The following is a 22,156-nucleotide window of genomic DNA, read 5'->3' as shown; positions in this document are numbered from 1 at the left end:
TTTCAGCAGAGAATTGACAGCTTCTCCATCACATTTAGATATCGAACGACGGTTCTATGACAATATCGACCCAATAGTTTGAAGCATTATAGGTTGCATTTGGAAACAGGCCTGTCGATCCTGCGCGGAAAACACCGTTTCCGCCGGCAGACGGCGCGGTCAGCATTCCACTGGAATCCGTCCGATCCTCGGCAAAGTAATTCGACGTGAATGCGTAATTCTGGGTGGTCCCATAGGATGCCACATAAAGCGCGCCGGGTGTCAATTCGACCGCGGAATCAAGAATGCCGGATTGCCATCCCGTTGCACCCGGGTTCGATTGCACGGTCACGCTTGTCAAAAGCACTCCGTTCTGGTCCCACAGGTTCAGCGTGCGGATGTCGGTGTCGAAAGCGTCGGCATTGCCGCGCCAGTAGCGAAGCTCGGTCAGGTCGCCGCCCATGCTGGAAATGAACCTGACGCCCAGTTCATATGCGGTCGGATCGTTGGTGACGATCTGGTCAGGGCTCTGCGAAGCGTTGAACAGCGAAAAGGCGACGGTTTCCGGATCCTGGTCGGTGACGGTGACCGTGATGTCCCGAAGGATCGCCGGGCTGGTCCCGTCCGACACCGAGATCTGCAGTTCATAAATCCCGTCGCCATCCGCGTCCAAGGGGTTCTCGAAATCCGGCAGATCGGCAAAGGTCAGGGCGCCGGTTGTGGCGTTCATGCGCAGCAGTCCTGCGTCCTCGCCGCCGCTGATGGCAAAGACCAGGGTATCGCCGTCCGGATCGAAGGCAGAGAAGGTCGCCACGTCCAGGCGGTTCTCGGTGATCGAGAACGACGTATCTACCGTCACGAAAGTGGGCGCCTCGTTGGACTGGGGCATGGGCACGAAGACGGCATCCACCCAATAGTTCGTCCCCTGCCAACTGACCGTCGGGAAGATGCCGGTCCGGCCATGCCCGAACACCCCGCCATTCACCGGAGAGGAGAGCACCCCGTCCGGGCCCGTCTGGGCCGATGAGAAATAGTTCGGCGTCGCGGCATAGTTCTGCGTGGTGCCATAAGAGACGACATAGCGATCCCTGGGATCCAGCGTCACCGGTGCATCGAGGATCGCCGTTTGCCAGCCGTCGTCGCCCGCCGCCGAGACCACTGTGGCCGAGGCCAGAAGCACGCCCCCCGCAGTCCACAGGTTCAGCGTGCGGGCATCGGTATCACCCGCATCCGCCGTTCCGCGCCAGTATCGCAAGGCAGCGACCTGACCCCACTGCCTTGCCTGCAGGATCGTGCCCAGTTCATAGCTGGTGCTGTCACCCGTCTCGACATAGGTCGGCGCCTCGCCCGCACCGAACAGGGTCGAGTGCGGGATCTCGGTCGTTTCGTCGGTGACCGCGATTGTGATGGCCTGGGTCACAGGTCCGCTGTTGCCGTCATGGGCCCGGATGATGACCTCGTAGACATTGTCGCCATCGGAATCGGCCGGGTTGTCGTAATCGGGCGCAAAGTCGAAGATCAGCGCGCCGGTCGCGCCATTGATCGAGAACCTGTTCGCGTCCTTGCCGCCCCCGATCGAATAGGTGACCGTATCTGCGTCGGGGTCGGTCGCCGCGATCATCGCCGCAAGAAGCGTGTTTTCCGCGATGCTGAACGAGGCAGGCCCGCTGAACACCGGCGCGCCTCCGGTCGGGGTGGTCGGGCTGAAGCCCACATCCACCCAGTAGTTCGACGAAAGGTAGCTGCGCGTGGGCATGATATTGCCCGCGCCATAACCGAAGACCCCGTTCGCACCCCCGGCAGCCATCAGATAGCCGAAGGGGCCGTCATGCGGGTTGGTGAAAAAGCCCTGGGTGGCGACATAGTTGTTCTGGGTTTCGTACGAGACGATGTATTCCAGCCCTGCGATGAGGTTGACCGGGATACTAAGTTCCGCAACCTGCCATCCGCTTTCGCCGGGGGCCGACGTAAACTGGACCACCCCCAGAAGCGTGCCGTCAGCGTTCCACAGCCGGCCCGTCCGGATGTCGGTATCGCCTGAGTCCAGCGGATCGCGCCAATAGCGCAATTCGGTGATCTGCCCCGCCTGGGTAGCCGAGAAGCGCGTGCCCAGGTGGATCGTCCCGCTTTCCTGGTAGAACTGGCTGTTGGGCGTCGTCCAGGGAATGAACAGGCTGATGCTGTCGGGGGTTTCCGGCTCGACGACCTCGACGATCTGGCGATCCAGGGTCGAGGCAGTGGGCAGGTTCAGGCTGTCATCGATGGCGCGGACGCGGATGTCATAGGTCTGCTGGCCCGTCGCCAGCCAACTGTAGGTCCAGTTCGTCGTTCCCGTGGCGACGTTCCAGGTCTTGCCGCCGTCGAAGGACAATTCGACCAGGGCCACCACGCCGTCGTCCGTGGCCGCGTTTCCGTCATTGTCGGTTGCCGTCCCCGAAATGGTGACGATGCCGAATTCCGGAACCGTGTCGGGCAGGTCGTTGATCGTTGCCGTGGCCGCAACCTCATCTTCCGAGGCCGCCGCACGGACCAGTCCCTGCGACGCCAGCACCAGGTCCGCGACACCCGGCTGGATCCCCATATCGGCGAACAGGTTGATGACGAATTGCTGAAGATCCGCGTTTTCGATCGACGCGTCATAGGGCGAGCCGTCGTGCTTGTCGCTCAGCGCCCAGGTCCAGAAGACCGTCCCCGCACCGAACACCAAGGCACCGCTTTCGGCACGATACAGCGACAGGTTATGCGTGGCGGTGCCCGGCGCGGTGGCGTTTCCCTGGTCCACGAGGATCCCGTTCCAGTCGATCGTGCTTTCCGAAAGATGGATCAGCCCCGCAGGCCGCCGCGGATCGTCGGGCGAGGTATTCCATTCATAGCCGATAAGGCCCGGCGCGATGCCGAGGGCGCCCCCGTCGGCGATGCTTGTGTCGCGCCACACGCGCAAGGGCGCGAATTGCGCAGGAACATCCAGGGCGCCGCCGAACTCGCCGGTTCCGTCGGGACCGAAAAGCTGCCCGGACAGCGCGTTCTCGGCGCAGTTGCAGGTATGGGGCTGGCCCGAGATTCCGTCATTCGGCGCTGGATAACCCGCAAGCGGATTGGCCTGGAACCGGATGTCGCGCCAGGTGCCCGTCCAGACGTCGGCCGGGTCCAGGTTGACGTAGTCGGCGGGACCAGCATTGGGATTGGTATTGGCCCAGGTTTCCTTGTAGCAGACCAGGGTCCGATACTCGACCCCGTCCACCTCGGAGGTTTCCCAGCGGGTCTTCCAGTAGATGTCGTTGCCGCCCCAGAACAGCAGGTTCACCCCGGCTTCCCGGGCCGCCTCGACATTCTCGCGCTGTCCGCCCGACCAGTATTCGTCATGCCCGACCGAGATGAAGGCCTGGTACTTGGTCAGGTAATCCGCCCCCATCCGGTCGGTATCCACGCCCGAGATGTAGGAAATGTCGTAGCCGTTCTTTTCCAGCCAGTGGATCGCGGCATAGTCGGCCCCGAACAGATAGTCCTGGGCGCCGGACAAGGGTCCGCCCTGTTCGCCCTCGATGCCGCGGGTGATGAAGGGGCGGTTGTAGCTGACGGCATAGGCCCGGTCCTCGAACCCGCCTGTCCGTTCCCCGGGAATGTCCGGGTGATCGATCGTACCGCTGGCATCGCCGTAAAGATTCGCCCCGATCTTGCCGTTGTTGCCGAACCAGCCGTTATAGGCGTGCCATGTCGTGTCCGATGTCTGCAGGACGATATCGGCTTCCCGGTCATCGTCGCGGATGATGAAGGGGATCTGGTTCACCGCGCCTTCGATCGGGTTGCCGTCTGCGTCCAGGCGCTGCAACCGGGCCAGATAGACGCCCGATACGGCGTCCTCGGGAACGTCCCAGCTGTCCGTGACGCTCCAGTTGCCGGCGTCGACCAGACCAAGCGTCGGGTCATAGTCGGCCTCAGGCTGGACGGTCGCGCTGTCATTGGTCCATCCGGATACCTTCCGGGCGCCTTCGCCGCCGTAATAGCCAAGCCGGAAGATCTCGACATTGTAGTCGCTTCCGGCATTGCCGTTGACGTTGATCTTGAAATCGACCGTATCCCCGACATTGACGCTGATCTGGGTCGCGAAGCCCTCGATCTGCTTTGAATGCGGAACGTCCCAATAGGACTGGGACATGACCCCGTCGGTCCGCTGGTTCTCGAGGACAATCACATTGTCGGCCACGAAGGCATCCTCCACATCTGGTGCCGCGTCCCCATGACGTTCACGGGGCCGCAAACAGCCCTGCGGCCGGGTGGGCCGAGGGGTTTATCATCCGCCGCCGAAGGACCGGGCCGCCCTTGGCCTGACATTCATCCAGGGCGCGGGTGATCGCCTCGCGGTTCATGGCTTGCGTGCCGATGAAGACAAGCTCTTGCCGGCGGTCGCCGAAGGGCGCCTGCCAATGCCTGGCGATCCGCGCAACGGCAGCGGGGTCGGTCGGCCAGTGCCTGCGGGGCGTGGCGGCCCACCAGCGTCCCCCATGCCCGATCTCGCTCAGGCGGCCGGCCAGGCTGAAGGTCCGCACCGCCTCGGGCGCGTCGGCGGTCCAGAAATGCCCCTTGGCGCGCATGACGCCCCCCAAAACGCCGGACGGTCCGCAAAGGGCCTGGCTGATGCGGTCCCAGTCGAAGGGAACGCGGGCGCGATAGCAGAACGAGGTGATCCCGTATTCTTCCGTTTCCGGGACATGGTCCTGGAAACCGTTCAGCTCCTTGAACCACATCGGGTGGCTGCGCGCGCGCGCCGGACTGAACAGGCCGGTGTCCAGAACACGGGCTGGATCGACATCGGCGAAGCTGGTCTCGATCAGCCGGGCCTCGGGGTTCAGCGCCCGGATGATGCGTCGCGCGGCCGCCGTCTGGCGCGGTCCCGCAAGGTCGATCTTGTTCAGGATGATCAGATCTGCGAACTCGATCTGGTCGACAAGCAGTTCGACCAGGGTGCGCGCGTCGTTTTCGTCGCGGAATTCGCCGCGGTCGCGCAGGAAGTCGCGGCTGTCGAAATCAGCCAGAAGGCTTGCCGCATCGACAACGGTTATCATCGCGTCCAAGCGAGCGACTTCGGCAAGGCTGCCCTGGTCGTTGCAGAACTCGAACGTCGCCGCCACCGGAAGGGGCTCGGAAATGCCGGTCGCCTCGATCAGCAGATAGTCGAAGCGGCCCGCTTCTGCCAGGCGCCGGACCTCGACCAGCAGGTCGGCGCGAAGCGTGCAGCAGATGCAGCCGTTCGACAGTTCCACCAGCGTTTCCTGCGTCTGGTTCAGCTTCGCGCGCCCCGCCCGGATCAGGTCGGCGTCGATGTTGACCTCGGCCAGGTCGTTCACCAGAACGGCCACGCGCAGGTTCTGGCGGTTGCGGAGGATGCGGTTGACAAGCGTCGTCTTGCCCGCCCCAAGGAACCCGGACAGAACCGTCGTCGGCAGCCTTTTGTCTGGGTTCGTCATAGCCCCCTCCACGAAACGCGCAGGGACAGACAAGGGATTTGCGTCCTGTCTGCAGCCCCGGGGCCATCGGCCATCAGGGCCGGACCCTTGAAATCGGCGTCTCGAAGAAAAGGTGTCAGAGGTCACGCCGCCCCGGCAATCATCCGCGAGGGGCAGCCATCAGACGAATGGGCAGGGCCATGCCCTGCCGCCCGTCCCTTTCGGCCAAGTCCCCTTCATTGGCTTGTCCATAGGGAGGCATATCAGCTGGCGCGACCCTCCGGCAGCGACTGGGCCAGCAAGGAATCATACGACTTTCGTCTGATGGACTTTGCCGGTTTCCGAAGGATCGAAACCTCGCTTGTGCGGCTGCCGGTGGCAGCCGCGAGCGTCAGTGATCGCCGCAACTGGCCCCAAAGGTCACATTGCAGCCTCGAACAGGGCGCGGGTGTTCTGGGGCGTCATGGCGACCGGGTTGCCGCCGCATGACGGGTCTTCCAGGGCCATGACGGTCAGTTCATCCAACCGGTCGGCCTGAACCCCCATTGCGGCAAGGCCGTTTGGGATGCCCAGTTCCGAAGACAGCGCCACGATCCGTTGGCGGAAGCCGTCGAAGCCGCCGGCAATGCCCAGATAGGCGGCTGCGGCCTTGATCCGCTCCTCGATGACCGGGCGGTTGAAATCCAGCACGGCGGGCATCACCGCGGCATTGGTGGTGCCGTGATGGGTGCCATAGACGGCGCCGACCGGGTGGGACAGCGAATGGATCGCACCCAGCCCCTTCTGGAAGGCCACCGCGCCCATCAATGCCGCGCTCATCATATGGGCGCGGGCCGTCAGGTTGCCGGGGTCGCGATAGACCACCGGCAGGTTTTCGAAGACCAGCCGCATTCCTTCCAGCGCGATGCCCTGGCTCATCGGGTGGTAATGGGGCGACGAATAGGCCTCAAGGCAATGGGCCAGGGCGTCCATGCCGGTGCCGGCGGTGACGAAGGCGGGCATTCCGACCGTCAGTTCGGGATCGCATATCGTCACCGTGGGCATCAGCCGGGGGTGGAAAATGATCTTCTTGCGGTGGGTTTCGGAATTGGTCAGCACGCCCGCGCGGCCCACCTCGCTGCCCGTGCCCGCCGTGGTCGGCACGGCCACGATGGGGGCAATGGCATCCGCGTCGGCGCGGGTGAACCAGTCGTCCACGTCCTCCAGATCCCAGACGGACAGGCCGGGGCGCTGCCCGGCCATCAGCGCGATCATCTTGCCCAGATCCAGGGCCGAGCCACCGCCGAAGCAGATCACCCCGTCATGCCCGCCCGCCTTGTATGCGGCAATGCCTGCCAGCATGTTCGCCTCGGTCGGGTTTGGGTCAACGTCGGAAAAGACCGCGCGGCCAAGCCCCGCGCGATCCAGGACATCCAGGGCGCCTGCGGTGATGGGCAGCGAGGCCAAGGCCTTGTCGGTGACCAGCAGCGGGCGGGTGATGCCCGCCGCCCTGGCATGGTCGGCCAATTCGGTGATCCGGCCCGCGCCGAACTTGATGGCGGTCGGATAGGACCAGTTGCGGTTGGGGACATCAAGGCTCATGTCACGCCCTTTTCAAGTGATAGGATTTCGGCCGGGTCACGGCGAGGTAACCCAGATAGGACAGGCTGCCGCCGCGCCCGGTGTCCTTGCATCCGGTCCAGCAGAGCGCCGGGTCAAGGTAGTCGGCGCGGTTCATGAAGACGGTGCCCGTCTGGATCCGCGCGCCGATGCCGGCTGCGGCATCGGCGTCGCGCGTCCAGATGCTGGCTGTCAGGCCGTAGGGGCTGTCGTTCATCAGCCGCACCGCCTGGTCGTCGCCGGACACGCGCATGATGCCCACGACCGGGCCGAAGCTTTCCTCGACCATCACGCGCATGGAATGATCGACATCCACCAGCACCTGCGGAGCCAGATAGGCGCCACCGTCGTCCCGTGGGAAGGCCGAGGGGTCGATCAGCGCGCGGGCGCCCTGCGCAACGGCCTCGGCCACCTGGTCGCGGACGGTCTGCGCGAAGCGGACATGGGCCATGGGGCCAAGCGTCGTGGCCGGGTCCAGCGGATCGCCCAGCGTCAAGGCCTTCGTCCACGCCACCGCTTTTTCGACAAAGGCATCATACAGGCTGTCATGGACATAGATCCGCTCGATCCCGCAGCAGCACTGGCCGGAATTGAACATCGCGCCGTCCATCAGGCCTTCCACCGCCGCGTCCAGGTCGGCATCGGCGCGGACATATCCCGGATCCTTGCCGCCCAGCTCCAGCCCCAGCGAGGTGAAGGTGCCCGCCGCCGCCCGCTCGATGGCGCGGCCCCCGGCGACCGAACCGGTGAAGTTCACGAAGTCGAAGACCCGCGCGGCGATCAGGCTTTCGGTGGTGGCATGATCCAGCACGAGATTCTGGAACACGTCGGCTGGCACGCCACCCGCGTGGAATGCTTGGGCCAGACGCTCGCCCGCCAGCAGGGTCTGGCTTGCGTGCTTCAGCACCACGGCGTTGCCCGCGATCAGGGCCGGGACGATGGTGTTGATCGCCGTCAGGTAGGGATAGTTCCAGGGCGCGATCACGAAGACCACGCCCAGCGGTTCGCGCGCCAGGACGCGGCGGAAGCTGTCGCTGTCCTCGATCACCTTCGGGGCCAGCGTCTCGGCGGCGATCTGGGCCATGTAGTCGGTGCGGGCGTTCACGCCGCCCATCTCGCCCGCGCCGAAGCGGACGGGGCGGCCCATCTGCCGGGCGAGTTCGGTGGCGATGTCGTCTTTCATCGCGGTCAGGGCGGCCACGCCCGCCTTGACCAAGGCGATGCGGTCGTCCAGCGGGCGGGCGGCCCATTCGGCCTGGGCGGCACGCGCGCGGGCAACAGTGGCCTGGGCGGCGTCACGGTCCAGCGGTGTGCGCCGGACCAGCACCAATCCGTCGATGGGGGAAATCAGGTTGATGTCTTTCATGGTCGGTCCTGTCAGGCGCGTTCCAGCAATCGGCGCAGGTCGTGGTCGGTGACGACGCGGTCGGTCTCGGCGATCTCCCATTCCGCGGCGTGGTGATAGTGATCGACCACATCATCCCCAAAGGCGCGCCTGTAAAGATCCGATGTCTTCAGCCGTTCGGCGGCCTCGCGCAGGGTTTTGGGAACCTCGCGCACATCCTGCGCCTGATAAAGGTCCCCACGCATCTCGGGGCCAAGCTCCAGCTTGCGCTCGATCCCGTCAAGGCCTGCGGCCAGCAGCGCGGCACAGGCCAGATAGGGGTTGGCGTCGGCGCCGGGGATGCGGCATTCGACGCGGACGCCCCCCGTACCCTCGCCGCAGACGCGGAAGGCGGCAGTGCGGTTGTCGCAGGACCAGACGGCCTTGGTGGGCGCGAACAGCCCCGCGCAGAACCGCTTGTAGCTGTTCACATAGGGTGCCAGGAAGACCATCATCTGGTCGGCCCCGGCCAATTGACCCGCCAGGAAATGCTTCATCGCGGCCGACATGCCGTGATCGCCTTCCGGGTCGTGGAAGGCGGACTGGCCGCCCCGGAACAGCGACTGATGCACATGGGCGGCCGACCCGGCCTTGGCCGTGTCGTACTTCGCCATGAAAGTCACGGACTTGCCGCGCGACCAGGCGATCTCCTTGACGCCCTGCTTGATGATCGTGTGGTTGTCGGCCGTGTCGAGCGCGTCTGAATAGCGATAGTTCACCTCGATCTGGCCCGCGTCGGCCTCGCCCTTGGTGCTCTCGATGGGGATGCCCGCGCCGTAAAGATGGTTGCGCACGGCGCGCATCACGTCTTCCTCTCGGGTGGTCTGGAAGATGTGGTAATCCTCGTTGTAGCCCGAGGACGGGACCAGTCCGGCGATGCCGCCGCGCAGGCTTTCATAGCTGTTGTCGAACAGGTAGAACTCAAGCTCGGTCGCCATCATCGGCTCGAAGCCCATGTCGCGGGCGCGGGTGATCTGGCGCTTCAGGATGGCGCGGGGGGAAACCGCGACCTCGTCATGCGTGTGATGGTCCAGCAGGTCGCAGATGACCATGGCGGTGCCGGGCAGCCAGGGCAGGCGGCGCAGCGTCGAAAGATCCGGGCGCATGACGTAATCGCCATAGCCCTGTTCCCATCCCGCGCTGCGATAGCCGGGCACCGTGTTCATCTCCATGTCCAGGGCCAGCAGATAGTTGCAGCAATGGGTTTCCTTGTGGCCGCCGTCCAGGAAGAAGCCGGCGTGGAAACGCTTGCCCATCAGGCGGCCCTGCATGTCGGGAAAGACCACCAGGACGGTGTCGATCTCTCCGGCGTCGAAGGCCGTCTTCAGACTGTCGAGTGTCAGGTTTGCAGGCATGATCGTCCAATCCCAGGGATCATGCCGCCGGGCATGGGCGCCCGGCGGCAGGCGGCGTCAGCTATAGCGATAGGGCCGGCCCGCCTTGGCCATCACGTCGTTGTATCTTTTGAAGACCTCGACCACGCGGGCCTTGGTCTCGGATTCGGCGGCGATCTCGTCCCAGAAGGCGCGGGCGCGTTCCTCGACCGTGGCCCATTCCTCGTCGGGAATCGAGGTCAGTTGCAGCTTGGGTCCGTTCACGCGCAGATCGGCCTCGCCGCCCCAATACCACCACTGGCGATAGTAATGGGACTGCTCGAAGCAGACCTCCATCAGCATCTTCAGCCGGTCGGGCACCTCGGCCCAGCGGTCGGCATTGGCGAAGAAATGCCCGATCCAGGCGCCCGAGATGTTGTTGGTCAGGAAGTAGTTGGTCACGTCCGCCCAGCCGACGGTGTAATCTTCGGTGATGCCTGACCAGGCGATGCCGTCCAACTCGCCTGTCTGAAGGGCCACCTGGATATCCTCCCACGGAAGCTGCATGGGCACGACGCCGAATTGCGCCAGGAACCGGCCCGCAGTCGGGAAGGTGAAGACCCGCTTGCCTTCCAGGTCGGCCAGGCTGTTGATCGGTTCCTTGGTGGCGAAATGGCACGGATCCCAAGCCCCGGCCGAGATGTGCTTGACCCCCACCGCCGCGTATTCCTGGTCCCAGATTTCCTTCAGGCCATACTGGTTGAACAGCACCGGCACATCCAGGCTGTAGCGGCTGGCAAAGGGGAAATAGCCGCCGAAGACCGTCACCTCGGTGGGAGACTGCATGGAATCGTCGTCCGATTGCACCGCGTCGATGGTGCCGTTCTGCATGGCGCGGAACAGTTCCGACGTGGGAACAAGCTGGTCGGCATAGAACAGCTCGATCTGCATCTGGCCGTCGGCGATGGCGTTGAACTTGTCGATGGCGGGCTTGACCACATGTTCGCCCAGGGCAGCCCCTGCATAGGTCTGCATCCGCCAGCGGATCGGCGCGCCTTGTGCATGGACGGCGGGCGCGGCAAGGGCGGCGGCCCCCGCGGCCAGCGGGGCGGTCGTCAGAAACTTGCGTCTTGTCGTCATCTGAACCTCCGGTGTGTTGGGAAACGGGGCGGTTCACCGCCCTCTGTCATTGTCCGTAGACCTGCCCCGGCAGCCACAGCGCGATCTGCGGGAAGGCCATGATGATCGCCAGCGTCAGGATCATGATGGCGACGATGGGCACGATGGATCGGTAGATGTCGCCCAGCGTCACATGGTCCGGGGCAAGCGCCCGCATCAGGAACAGGTTATAGCCGAAGGGCGGCGTGATATAGGCGATCTGGCAGGTGATCGTGTAGAGGATGCCGTACCAGATCAGGTCGAACTCAAGCGCGCGCACCAGCGGGATATACAAGGGCGCGACGATCACCAGCATGGCGGTGTCGTCCAGGAACATCCCCAGCAGCAGGAAGGACACCTGCATCAGGATGATGACCTGCCACCGGGTCAGGCCCAGATCTTCCAGGAAGAAGGCCTCGATCGCGCGGACCGCGCCAAGCCCGTCGAAGACCGCGCCAAAGGCAAGCGCCGCCAGCAGGATCCACATGAACATGCAGGTCACGTTCAGCGTGCCGCGCAGGCAGGTTTCCCAGATGGTCCGCGTCCACCGGCCCTTGGCCACAGCCACCAGCGAGGCAATGACCGCCCCGATGACCGAGGATTCGACAAGGCTGACATAGCCGGTGACAAACGGCCCCATCATCGCGCCGAAGATGACCAGCGGCGTGATGCCCGCGCGCAGCAGGCGCAGCCGTTCGCCCCAGGTGATCTGGGCCAATTCGTCGGACGAGAGGCGCGGGGCAAGGCGCGGGTTCAGCCCGCAGCGGATCAGGACATAGACGATGAACAGCCCCGCCATCAGCAGGCCGGGAAAGACGCCGGCCAGCCACAGATGCCCGACCGGCTGGCGCGCGATCATCGCGTAAAGCACCAGCACGATCGACGGGGGCACCAGGATGCCCAGGGACGATCCGCCCTGGATGATGCCCGTGACCATCACCTTGTCATAACCGCGCCGCAGCATTTCCGGCAGGGCGATGGTTGCGCCGATGGCCAGGCCCGCGACCGACAGCCCGTTCATGGCAGACACCAGCACCATCAGCAGGATGGTTCCCACGGCAAGGCCGCCCGGCACAGGGCCGAACCAGACATGGAACATCCGGTAAAGGTCGTCCGCCATGCGCGTTTCCGACATGACGAAGCCCATCCAGACGAACATCGGCAGCGTCAGCATCGGAAACCAGTTCATCAGCTTGATGGCACTGGTGAAGGCCAGGTCGTGCCCGCCCCGGTCCCCCCACAGCGCGATGGCTGCAATGACGGCTATGAAGCCGATGCCGGCAAAGACCCTTTGGCCGGTCATCAACAGGGCCATCATGCCCAGGAACATCGAGATCGCGATCAGCTCGTATGACATCAGCCCTGCGCCTCGGGGATTGGGGTGCCGCGCAGGGTGGCGATGTCGCGGATCAGGAAGGCCAGCGATTGCAGCAGCATCAGGAAGGTGCCCAGGCAGATCACGATCTTGATCGGCGCCATATAGGGCCGCCAGACGGTGCGCGACCGTTCGCCGATCTCAAGGGCATAGATCGTGCTTTCGATCCCGCCCCACAGGATCACAGCCAGGAACACGATCAGGGCAAAGACCGTCACGCAATCCACGGCCGCGCGCGTCCGGGCGGACCAGCGGGAATAGAGCAGGTCCATCCGCACATGGGCGCCCCCCATCAGCGAATAGGCCCCGCCAAGGACGACATAGGCGATCATCGTGAACTGCGCCATTTCCTGCGTCCACAAGGCGGGCCGGAAGAAGGCCTTGGCAATGACCGACCAGGCCAGAACGCCCGCCAGCACGAACAGCAGATAAAGCGCCATGCGCCCGACGCGGCGGTTGACCCCCTCGACCACGCGCACGAAGCCAAGCGCCAGGGGCGGCATCAGCAGCCCCCTTGCGGCAACAGGTCATCGGGCGCGGAAACGCGCTGAAATGGCAGCAAGGCCACGATTCTTCTCCCTGTTTTTGGTTCAGCGTCCTCCCGGTCCTTGCATTCTGTCAAGAATTTTTCTTTTCGTTTGCTTCTGATAGGATCATTCCAGAACGAGGAGGGGCGTCGTGACCATCGAACAGCGGATGCGCGCCAGCCTTGCGTCGTTAACCCGCGCCGAACGGCAGGCAGCGACCCATATCCTGTCGCATTTCCCGATGTCGGCCTTGGGGTCGATCACCATGCTGGCAAGCGCGGCCGAGGTCTCGGCGCCGACCATCGTCCGTCTGGTGCAGAAACTGGGCTTCAAGGGCTATGCCGAATACCAGGCCGCCCTGCGGACCGAGGTCGGGCGCCTGCTGGCCGCGCCCCTTGTGCTGCCCGACCACGAACCGCGCCTCCACCCCATGCAGTCCTTTGCCGCACAGGCGATCGCGAACATCCACGCCACGCTGGACCAGATCGCGACAGGCGAATTCGACGCGGCGGCGGCGCTGCTGGCCGATCCGGCGCGTCATGTCGCGGTCATGGGCGGGCGGCTGACCCATGCCCATGCGGATTACATGGCGACCCTGCTGCGCGTGATCCGTCCGGGCGTCACCTATGTCTCGGACCATCTGACCGACTGGCAGCAGGCGCTGCTGGACATGCGCCCGGGCGACGTGGTGGTGATCTTCGACATTCGCCGCTATGAAGCCAATGCCGTGCACATGGCCGAACTGGCGGCGCAGCAGGGCGCGCAGGTGGTGCTGGTGACCGATCATTGGCTGTCGCCCGCGGCCGGGCACGCGCACCACACGCTGCCCTGCCGGATCGACATGCCCGCCGCCTGGGATTCCACCGTCACGATCCTGCTGCTGGTCGAGGCTCTTCTGGGCCGGGTCCAAGGCCATTGCGCCGATCAGGTCCAGGATCGCCTGAACCGGCTTGAGGACGTCTTCGCCAAGACCCGCATCTTCCGCGCCCCGAAACTGGGGCGCTAAGCGTCTGCCGCAGCCGCATTCCTGCCGTCAGACCAGCAGGAACCGCAGATGGATATGTGGCGCATTGGTGACCCCGACAGGACTTGAACCTGTAACCTGCCCCTTAGGAGGGGGCTGCTCTATCCAGTTGAGCCACGGGGCCGCCACAGTCCTTTTGACTGCTGCCGGACGATTTGGCAAGGTTGCCGCGGGGCCGGGCGGGCGCTAACATCGGGCAAAGACCTGAATGCCGGTGCATGATGAACGTCCCAAGACCCCGCCGCCCGCTGACCCTGCGGGATGTTTCCGAAGCATCCGGCGTATCCGAGATGACGGTCAGCCGGGTCCTGCGAAACCGGGGGGACGTATCGGCCGCGACGCGCGAGAAGGTGCTGACGGCGGCGAAGATGCTGGGCTATGTGCCCAACAAGATCGCCGGCGGGCTGGCAAGCCAGCGGGTGAACCTGGTCGCGGTCGTGATCCCGTCGCTGTCGAACCTGGTCTTTCCCGACGTGCTGGGCGGGGTCTCGGCGGAACTGGACGACACCGGCCTGCAACCCGTGATCGGCGTCACCAATTATTCCCCCGCGCGCGAGGAGATGGTGCTTTACGACATGCTGTCCTGGCGCCCGTCGGGGGTGATCCTGGCCGGGCTTGAGCACAGCAAGGCGTCCCGCGCGATGCTGGAAAACTCGGGCATTCCGGTGGTCGAGATCATGGACGTGGACGGACCCGGGATCGACACGATCGTCGGCATCTCGCACCGCCGCGCTGGGCGCGAGATGGCCGCGCGGATCCTTGCTGCCGGCTATCGCCGCATCGGCTTCGTCGGCACACACATGCCCGAGGATCACCGCGCCCGGAAGCGCCTGGCAGGCTTCGAGGAAGGCCTGTCCGAGGCTGGCGTGCCGCTGGAGGCGCGCGAATACTATCAGGGCGGGTCGTCCCTGCTGAAGGGTCGCGAATTGACCGAGCGGATCCTGACCCGCGCGCCGGACCTGGATTTCCTCTATTTCTCGAACGACATGATCGGGGCAGGGGGGCTGCTTCATTGCCTGGACAAGGGCTATGACATCCCGGGCCGCATCGGGCTTGCCGGCTTCAACGGCGTCGACCTGCTGGACGGGCTGCCGGTGCGGCTGGCCACGACAGATGCGCGCCGCGTCGACATCGGGCGGCGCGCGGCGCGGCTGGTGGCGGGCAAGGACATCATCCCCGAAGACCGGATCGTCGCGCTGACGCCCACCTTTCTGCCGGGTGACACGATCCGTCATGCATGACGCTTGTGGCAAGGTGGGCGCATGACTAAGTCTGCGGTCATGCGTATTCCTTATGTTGACCGTCTGATGAACAAGGGCCCCCGCGTGTCGGTGGTGCGCCTGCATGGCGCCATTGGCATGGCCGGGCGCGGCGGCGCGCTGTCCGATGCCGCCCTTGCCCCCGTCATCGAACGCGCCTTTCGCAAGGGCAAGCCGGTGGCCGTGGCGCTGTCCATCAACTCGCCCGGGGGATCGCCCGTCCAGTCGTCGCTGATCGCCGCCCGCATCCGTCGCCTGGCGGACGAGACGAAGATCCCCGTCCATGCCTTTGTCGAGGACGTCGCGGCGTCAGGCGGCTATTGGCTGGCCTGTGCGGGCGATCAGATCTGGGCGGATGACAGTTCGATCCTTGGGTCGATCGGCGTGATCTCGGCCGGGTTCGGGTTCCAGGATCTGATCGCCCGCTGGGGGATCGAACGGCGGGTGCATACGGCGGGCCGGTCGAAATCCACGCTTGATCCTTTCCGCCCCGAACGCCCCGAGGATGTCGAGCGCCTGCACAATGTGCTGGAGCCGATCCATCAGGCCTTCAAGGACCATGTCACCGCCCGTCGCGGATCCCGGCTGGTCCCGGATCGCGACCTGTTCACCGGCGAGTTCTGGGCGGGCCGCCAGTCCGTCGAATTGGGCCTTGCCGACGGCATCGGCCATCTGGTGCCCCGCATGAAGGCGCTGTTCGGCGACAAGACACGCTTTGTCGTCCATGCCCCGCGTCAGTCGCTGTTCCGCAGGCTGGGGCTTTCCGCCGGCACCGTCTTTGACGCGGCCCAGGAACGCGCCGCCTTCGCCCGCTTTGGTGCGGGGGGATGAGCGTCCGGATCGTCATCCTGTTCCTGCTGGTGATGGTGGCGATGGCGCTGCTGCGCGGGCCGGCCTTTCGCAGGGCAGTCCGGCGCGTGCTGGGGATCCCGCCGTCTCGGCGCAAGCCGCGCGGCTAGGATGCCCGTTTGTCCCCGCGCAGGACAGATTCGCCAAGCAACCGACTGAAACTGCGCAGCTTTCGCAAGTCGGGCAGCGGGATAAATATTTTTACAATGAAATCAAGAAGCTGTAAAGCTGCACAATTTATAGGCAAAGTCACGGTTTTGTAACGATTGCTGGATTGGAGGGGCCTGCCTCACAGGACTCTCACAGAGTTATCCACAAAGGCGGTGGACAGCTTTGCACTTGCCATCGCGCCTAGCAACTTGCAGCCCGGCACGGGAATCACTTTCTAGAAGATCATGACCCAGGAAACCGCCCCCCAGCCAGCCACCAAGACCGGCCATGCGCTGATCCAGGACTATCTGCGCCAGCTTGACCGCAGTCCCGGCGTCTATCGGATGCTGGATGCGCAGGGGGCGGTTCTGTATGTCGGCAAGGCGCGCGACCTGAAGGCGCGGGTGTCGAATTATGCCCGGCCGTCGGGACATTCGGCCCGGATCGCGCGGATGATCCGCGAAACCGCCAGCATGATGTTCCTGACCACGCGCACCGAAACCGAGGCGCTGCTGCTGGAACAGAACCTCATCAAGCAGTTGAAGCCGCGCTACAACGTGCTGCTGCGCGACGACAAGTCCTTCCCGAACATCCTGGTCGCCAAGTCCCACGCCTATCCGCAGATCAAGAAGCATCGCGGGGCCAAGTCGGAAAAGGGCGACTATTACGGTCCCTTCGCCAGTGCGGGGGCGGTGAACCGCACGCTGACGCAGTTGCAGCGGGTGTTCCTGCTGCGCAACTGCACGGACGCCACCTTCGAATCGCGCACGCGTCCTTGCCTGCTTTTCCAGATCAAGCGGTGCAGTGCGCCCTGCGTGGGCCGGATTTCCGAACAGGATTACGGCGCGCTTGTGGCCGATGCCGAACGCTTCCTGCAGGGCAAGACCACCGTCATCCAGGCGAACCTTGCCCGCGACATGGCCGAGGCGGCCGAGAACATGGAATACGAACGCGCGGCCGCCCTGCGCGACCGGATCAAGGCGCTGACCGCCGTGCAATCCGTCCAGGCCATCAACCCCAAGCGCGTGGCCGAGGCCGACATCGTCGCGCTGCACATGGAAGGCGGACAGGCCTGCGTGCAGGTCTTCTTCATCCGCGGCAACCAGAGCTGGGGCAACCGCGACTTCTATCCTCGACTTGGCGGGGTGGAGTCGCCTGCCGAGGTGATGCAGGCCTTCCTTCTGCAATTCTATGACGACAAGCCGCCGCCCCGGATGATCCTGCTGTCGCATGCACCGGACGAGCCTGATCTGACGCAAGCCGTGCTGTCGGAACGCGCCGCCCGCCGGGTCGTCATCGGCGTCCCGCAGCGGGGCGAGAAGTTCGAGCTGGTGGAAAACGCGCTGCGCAACGCCCGTGAAAGCCTGGCCCGCCGCATGTCCGAAAGCGCCACGCAACTGCGCCTGCTGGAAGGGGTGGGCGAGGCCTTCGACCTGCCCGCCGCCCCCCGGCGGATCGAGGTCTACGACAACAGCCACATCATGGGCACCAATGCCGTGGGCGGCATGATCGTGGCCGGGCCCGAAGGCTATATCAAAAGCCAATACCGCAAGTTCAACATCAAGGGGACCGAGATTACGCCGGGCGACGACTTCGGCATGATGAAAGAGGTGCTGTCGCGTCGCTTCGTGCGGCTGCTGAAGGAAGATCCCGACCGCCAGACCGAATCCTGGCCCGATCTGCTTCTGATCGACGGCGGTGCGGGGCAGGTGTCGGTGGTGGACGGCATTCTGGCCGACCTGGGGGTCGAGGACATTCCCATTGTCGGCGTCGCCAAGGGCATCGACCGTGACCAGGGCAAGGAAGAATTCTACCGCCCCGGCCGCGCACCCTTTGCGCTGCGGATGAACGACCCGGTCCTGTATTTCATCCAGCGTCTGCGGGACGAGGCGCATCGCTGGGCGATCGGCACCCATCGCGCCAAACGGGCCAAGTCGGTGATGGCGAATCCCCTGGACGAGATCGCGGGCATCGGCGCCTCGCGCAAGCGTGCGCTGCTGGCCCATTTCGGCAGCGCCAAGGCCGTCAGCCGCGCCGGGCTGGCGGATTTGCAGGCGGTCGAGGGGATTTCGGGAGCCATGGCGCAAAAGGTCTATGACCATTTCAACGCCAGGGGCTGACCGGGGCGGCGGCTACGGAAGCCCTTCCTAAACTGCGCCACCCTGGTGGAAGATCCATCCCCAGCCGGATGACCCAGAAGCTGAAATTCCTGCCGGTTCAGCAGCTTGCCGCCCTTGCAGCCAAACCCCGGGTTTAACAACTGCGAGATGTGGTAAAACCGCACCGCAAGATCGTGGTGTGATCGCGCTATGGTTGCCTCTCTCAACCTGAGGAAAGAGGCTCTCATGACCCGTTTGCCCGAACCCGGCATCGTTGTCCCGCGGTTCATGCCTGCCGGCCTGCCCAAAGCTGCTCGGGGGGATGAATTCAAGCCGCATCTGATGGAACTGACCGGGACCGTGACCGACAACTACAGCAACGGCAGCGATCCGGTGCTGTGCGTCAGCGACGCGGAAGGCCGCAACTGGACGGTGGAACTGGCCGGCCGCGCCCGCAATGCCGCCCTTGGCCTGACCAAGGCCGTCGCCATGCCCGGCGATCCGATCCGCGTCATCGGCCATCGCACCCGCCGCTTTGGCGAACAGCGCATCAAGGCCGTCCACCTGACCATCGCGGGCCGCGCCTATCCCCTGTTCGAGGGCGCGATCGGCTGAGCGGCGTCGCAATCCGGGGCGCGGCGCATTTCGGTGCGCCGCCCCTTTTAAAGTCCCGCGCCACGGACTAGCTTGCCCTTATGCGTTGGACCATCCCCAATATCCTGACCCTGCTTCGGCTGATCGCGGCGCCCGCCGTGCCGTTGATGTTCCTTTATTTCAGCCGGCCCTTCGCGGACTGGGCGGCGCTGTCGCTGTTTCTTCTGGCGGCCGTGACCGACTGGTTCGACGGCTATCTGGCGCGAAGCTGGCAGCAGGAAAGCCGCTTCGGCACGGCCATGGACCCCATCGCCGACAAGGCCATGGTGGTGATCGCGATCGTCGTCATCACCGGCTATTCCGGCATGAACCCCTGGCTGATCCTGCCCGCCACGCTGATCCTGTTCCGCGAAGTCTTCGTGTCCGGCCTGCGAGAATTCCTGGGCGCCAATGCCCGTCTTCTGAAGGTCACGAAGCTGGCGAAATGGAAGACCACCACGCAGATGGTGGCCATCTCGGTCCTGTTCCTGGGCACGGGGCTGGCCTATGTCGAACATGGCCGCCCGCCGCTGGTGGGGGAATCGCGGCTGCCCTTCTCGTCCTCCTGGGCGGATCTGGCGACGCAGATGGGCTTGCTGCTGATCTGGATCGCGGCGATCCTGACCGCCTGGACCGGCTGGGATTACTTCGTGAAGTCGCGCCCCTACCTGCGGGAACCGGGCCATGACGCTTGACGTGCTGTATTTCGCCTGGCTGCGCGAACGCATCGGCCAGCCGCGCGAGCGGGTCGAGACCGCGGCAACGACCGTCCGCGACCTGATCGCCGATCTGGCCGCGCGGGACGACTGGCACGCGGCGGCCTTCGCCGACCTTGCCGCCGTGCGCTGCGCCGTGGACCAGCAGCTTGCCGATCTGGACAGCCCCATCGCGGATGCCCGAGAGGTCGCCTTCTTCCCGCCCATGACCGGCGGCTGATCCCGTGTCGGCCCGCGTCCATTCCGCCCCCTTCAACCTTGCCGCCGAACTGGCGGGCTTTGGCGCGGGCGCGGGGGCCATCGTTACCTTCACGGGCATCGTGCGCGACGACACGGGCGCCATGGCCGCGTTGGAGATCGAGCATTACCCCGGCATGACGGAACGGGCCCTGTCCGATTACGGCAGGCAGGCCGCCGAACGCTTCGCCTTGACCGACTGGCGCATCGTCCACCGCCACGGGCGGCTGCCGGTGGGTGAACCGATCATGATGGTCGCCACGGCCGCCCGCCACCGCCATGCAGCCTTCCAGGCTGCCGATTACCTGATGGACTGGCTGAAATCCCGCGCCCCCTTCTGGAAGCGCGAGATAGGCCGTGACGGCGCGGCCCGCTGGGTCGATGCCAAGGCCAGCGACGAAGATGCGTTGTCGCGATGGTAGCTTCTTCGCTGACCAAATGCCCATGCGCGGCCCCCCACCCATGATCCGGCCCGACCTGCGCGCCTGGGCCGCCCGACGGTCCGAGGCCATCGTCGCAACCCTGATCCTGCTGGGAGGCCTCTGGCTGGCCCTGCGCGGCGGCTGGTTCTTCGCCGCAGTCGGGGCGCTTGTGCTTCTGGTCGGCCTGTCGCTGCTGATCGGCGCGATCCGCAGGCTGCCCTTCCGCCGCGGCATCGCCGCCCCCGGCGTGGTCGAGGTCGATGAGGGCGCCGTCCGCTATTACGGCGCCGCCGTCCTGGGCGGAGAGATCGCATTGCGCGACCTGGTCGAGATCCGGCTGTTGCGCCTGAAGGGCCAGGGTCACTGGCGCTTGCGCAGCGCAACGGGCGAGGCTTTGCTGGTGCCAGTCGATGCGGCCGGGTCCGACGCCCTGGCCCATGCCTTCACGGCTCTGCCGGGTCTCGACATGGGCGCGGTCTCGGCCGCCTTGGCCCATGTCGCTGACCAGCATGACGCGGTGCGCACCGTTTGGCGGAGACCGGGTTGAGGCGGGTTGACTTGGGCATCGCCGCTTGCCACCTGTGACCGGCAAACACGCTCGAAAGGCCTCTCCTCATGTCGATACCACAACAGGGCGGAGGCCCGATCGAAAGCCGTGACCAGTTGGCCGCCTATATCGCCAGCGGGGAAAAGCCGCGCGACGCCTGGCGCATCGGGACCGAGCACGAGAAGTTCGGCTATGACAAGAACAGCCTGATGCCCTTGCCATACGAGGGCGCCTGTTCCGTCCACGCCATGCTGTCGGGCCTGCAGGAACGCTTCGGCTGGAACCCGGTGATGGAGCAGGACAAGCTGATCGGCCTGGAACGCGACGGCGCCAATATCAGCCTTGAACCGGGCGGGCAGCTTGAACTGTCGGGCGCGCCCCTGGAAACCATCCACCAGACCTGCGACGAGGTGAACCAGCACCTGGCCGAGGTGAAGGAAATCGCCGACGGCATCGGCGCGGGCTTCATCGGCCTGGGGGCGGCCCCGATCTGGGGACAGGACGACATGCCGATGATGCCCAAGGGGCGCTATCGGCTGATGACCGACTACATGGACCGGGTAGGCACCCTGGGCAAGCAGATGATGTATCGCACTTGCACCGTGCAGGTGAACCTGGACTTCGGCAGCGAAGCCGACATGGTCCAGAAGATGCGGGTCGCGCTGTCATTGCAGCCGGTCGCGAACGCGCTGTTCGCCAATTCGCCCTTCCTCGATGGCAAGCTCAATGGCTGGAAAAGCTGGCGTGCCCATATCTGGCAGAACCTGGACAATGCCCGCACCGGGATGCTGCCCTTCGTGTTCAAGGACGGCTTCGGCTATGATGCCTGGGTGGATTACGTCCTGAACGTGCCGATGTATTTCGTGTATCGCGACGGCAAGTATATCGACGCCTTGGGCCAGTCGTTCCGCGACTTCCTGGACGGCCGCCTGCCGGCCCTTCCGGGCGAGGTGCCTACCCTGTCGGACTGGGCCGACCACATGACCACCGTCTTCCCGGAAGCACGGGTCAAGAAATACATCGAGATGCGCGGCGCCGATGGCGGACCCTGGCGCAGGCTTTGCGCACTGCCCGCGCTGTGGGTGGGGCTGATCTATGACCAAGGCGCGCTTGATGCCGCCTGGGATCTGGTCAAGGACTGGGACGATGAGACCCGAGAAGGCCTGCGCCGCGACGCCGGGCTCCGCGGCCTGCAGGCCAGCGTGAACGGCGTCCACATGCAGGATCTGGCGCGCGAGGTTCTGGCAATCGCCGAACAGGGTCTGAACAACCGCGCCCGCCCCGGCGCGGGCGGCCTTGTCCCGGACGAGACGCACTTCCTCAACGCGCTGAAGGAAAGCGTGGACAGCGGGACCGTCCTGGCAGACGAACTGCTTGAAAAATACCACGGCGAATGGGGCGGCGACCTGACGCCGATCTATCGCGAATATTCCTACTAGGC

The 22,156-nt window shown here is 65.1% G+C and carries 19 protein-coding genes and 1 tRNA gene; 11 read left to right on the top strand and 9 right to left on the bottom strand.

Annotated features, from left to right (window positions below; translation table 11 throughout):
- Window positions 1-34: 34 nt before the first annotated feature.
- The 8 genes from FIU66_RS11640 to FIU66_RS11605 all read right to left on the bottom strand — a co-directional run bounded on the left by FIU66_RS11640 (window position 35) and on the right by FIU66_RS11605 (window position 12,755).
- Entirely contained in the window at window positions 35-4,183 is a 4,149-nt protein-coding gene (locus FIU66_RS11640; protein ID WP_167622920.1) for a DUF4082 domain-containing protein, read from the bottom strand.
- Between the two features lie 40 nt (window positions 4,184-4,223).
- Window positions 4,224-5,444: a GTP-binding protein gene (locus FIU66_RS11635; RefSeq protein WP_167622919.1), complete on the bottom strand. Its 1,221-nt coding sequence runs from the start codon at window positions 5,442-5,444 to the stop codon at window positions 4,224-4,226.
- Window positions 5,445-5,843: 399 nt separating this feature from the next.
- Window positions 5,844-7,004 (bottom strand): iron-containing alcohol dehydrogenase, encoded by a 1,161-nt coding sequence (locus tag FIU66_RS11630; RefSeq protein WP_167622918.1) that lies wholly within the window; start codon window positions 7,002-7,004, stop codon window positions 5,844-5,846.
- A gap of 1 nt (window position 7,005) precedes the next feature.
- Entirely contained in the window at window positions 7,006-8,388 is a 1,383-nt protein-coding gene (locus FIU66_RS11625) for an aldehyde dehydrogenase family protein (RefSeq protein WP_167622917.1), read from the bottom strand.
- 11 nt (window positions 8,389-8,399) lie between these two features.
- Window positions 8,400-9,761, bottom strand: coding sequence for a glutamine synthetase family protein (locus FIU66_RS11620; protein WP_167622916.1), 1,362 nt, complete (start codon window positions 9,759-9,761; stop codon window positions 8,400-8,402).
- A 57-nt stretch (window positions 9,762-9,818) separates the two neighbouring features.
- Complete coding sequence (locus FIU66_RS11615) at window positions 9,819-10,859, bottom strand: TRAP transporter substrate-binding protein (protein ID WP_167622915.1); 1,041 nt, start codon at window positions 10,857-10,859, stop codon at window positions 9,819-9,821.
- A 46-nt stretch (window positions 10,860-10,905) separates the two neighbouring features.
- The gene (locus FIU66_RS11610; protein ID WP_167622914.1) at window positions 10,906-12,234 is read right to left on the bottom strand and encodes a TRAP transporter large permease subunit; all 1,329 of its coding nucleotides are present in this window, start codon (window positions 12,232-12,234) and stop codon (window positions 10,906-10,908) included.
- Window positions 12,234-12,755 carry a TRAP transporter small permease subunit gene (locus FIU66_RS11605; RefSeq protein WP_167622913.1) on the bottom strand — a complete coding sequence of 174 codons (522 nt, stop codon included), beginning with the start codon at window positions 12,753-12,755 and terminating at the stop codon, window positions 12,234-12,236. Before FIU66_RS11605 ends, FIU66_RS11610 begins: the two co-directional genes overlap by 1 nt.
- A 175-nt stretch (window positions 12,756-12,930) precedes the next feature.
- Here FIU66_RS11605 and FIU66_RS11600 point away from each other — a divergent pair, with 175 nt between their 5' ends.
- The gene (locus tag FIU66_RS11600) at window positions 12,931-13,785 is read left to right on the top strand and encodes a MurR/RpiR family transcriptional regulator (protein WP_240544678.1); all 855 of its coding nucleotides are present in this window, start codon (window positions 12,931-12,933) and stop codon (window positions 13,783-13,785) included.
- Between the two features lie 65 nt (window positions 13,786-13,850).
- On the opposite strand, the gene FIU66_RS11595 is transcribed toward FIU66_RS11600, so the two are convergent.
- Window positions 13,851-13,927, bottom strand: a tRNA-Arg gene (locus FIU66_RS11595).
- Between the two features lie 97 nt (window positions 13,928-14,024).
- Here FIU66_RS11595 and FIU66_RS11590 point away from each other — a divergent pair.
- The 10 genes from FIU66_RS11590 (at window position 14,025) to FIU66_RS11550 (ending at window position 22,154) form a co-directional block, all read left to right on the top strand.
- Complete coding sequence (locus FIU66_RS11590) at window positions 14,025-15,044, top strand: LacI family DNA-binding transcriptional regulator (protein WP_167623491.1); 1,020 nt, start codon at window positions 14,025-14,027, stop codon at window positions 15,042-15,044.
- Between the two features lie 66 nt (window positions 15,045-15,110).
- A complete protein-coding gene (locus FIU66_RS11585) occupies window positions 15,111-15,893 on the top strand; it encodes a S49 family peptidase (RefSeq protein ID WP_240544677.1) in 783 nt (260 codons plus the stop codon).
- On the top strand, window positions 15,890-16,021 hold the full coding sequence (locus FIU66_RS18260) for a hypothetical protein (RefSeq protein WP_255432226.1): 132 nt from the start codon (window positions 15,890-15,892) through the stop codon (window positions 16,019-16,021). The genes FIU66_RS11585 and FIU66_RS18260 overlap by 4 nt, the downstream gene beginning before the upstream one ends.
- Window positions 16,022-16,306: 285 nt before the next feature.
- The gene (uvrC, locus tag FIU66_RS11580) at window positions 16,307-18,181 is read left to right on the top strand and encodes an excinuclease ABC subunit UvrC (RefSeq protein ID WP_167622911.1); all 1,875 of its coding nucleotides are present in this window, start codon (window positions 16,307-16,309) and stop codon (window positions 18,179-18,181) included.
- Between the two features lie 225 nt (window positions 18,182-18,406).
- A complete protein-coding gene (locus FIU66_RS11575) occupies window positions 18,407-18,775 on the top strand; it encodes a hypothetical protein (protein WP_167622910.1) in 369 nt (122 codons plus the stop codon).
- Between the two features lie 80 nt (window positions 18,776-18,855).
- A complete protein-coding gene (pgsA, locus tag FIU66_RS11570) occupies window positions 18,856-19,488 on the top strand; it encodes a CDP-diacylglycerol--glycerol-3-phosphate 3-phosphatidyltransferase (RefSeq protein ID WP_167622909.1) in 633 nt (210 codons plus the stop codon).
- Window positions 19,478-19,729, top strand: a complete 252-nt coding sequence (gene moaD / locus FIU66_RS11565; protein WP_167622908.1) for a molybdopterin converting factor subunit 1 — start codon at window positions 19,478-19,480, stop codon at window positions 19,727-19,729. Before pgsA ends, moaD begins: the two co-directional genes overlap by 11 nt.
- A gap of 4 nt (window positions 19,730-19,733) precedes the next feature.
- Complete coding sequence (locus tag FIU66_RS11560) at window positions 19,734-20,168, top strand: molybdenum cofactor biosynthesis protein MoaE (protein ID WP_167622907.1); 435 nt, start codon at window positions 19,734-19,736, stop codon at window positions 20,166-20,168.
- A 40-nt stretch (window positions 20,169-20,208) separates the two neighbouring features.
- Entirely contained in the window at window positions 20,209-20,715 is a 507-nt protein-coding gene (locus tag FIU66_RS11555; protein WP_167622906.1) for a hypothetical protein, read from the top strand.
- A gap of 68 nt (window positions 20,716-20,783) precedes the next feature.
- Window positions 20,784-22,154, top strand: a complete 1,371-nt coding sequence (locus FIU66_RS11550) for a glutamate--cysteine ligase (RefSeq protein ID WP_167622905.1) — start codon at window positions 20,784-20,786, stop codon at window positions 22,152-22,154.
- The last annotated feature ends 2 nt before the right edge of the window (window positions 22,155-22,156 follow it).

It is taken from the genome of Paracoccus sp. AK26 (assembly GCF_011801365.1).
Lineage (GTDB): Bacteria > Pseudomonadota > Alphaproteobacteria > Rhodobacterales > Rhodobacteraceae > Paracoccus > Paracoccus aerius.
Note: the sequence above shows the minus strand (reverse complement) of the source record. Positions and strands in the feature narration are given on the sequence as shown.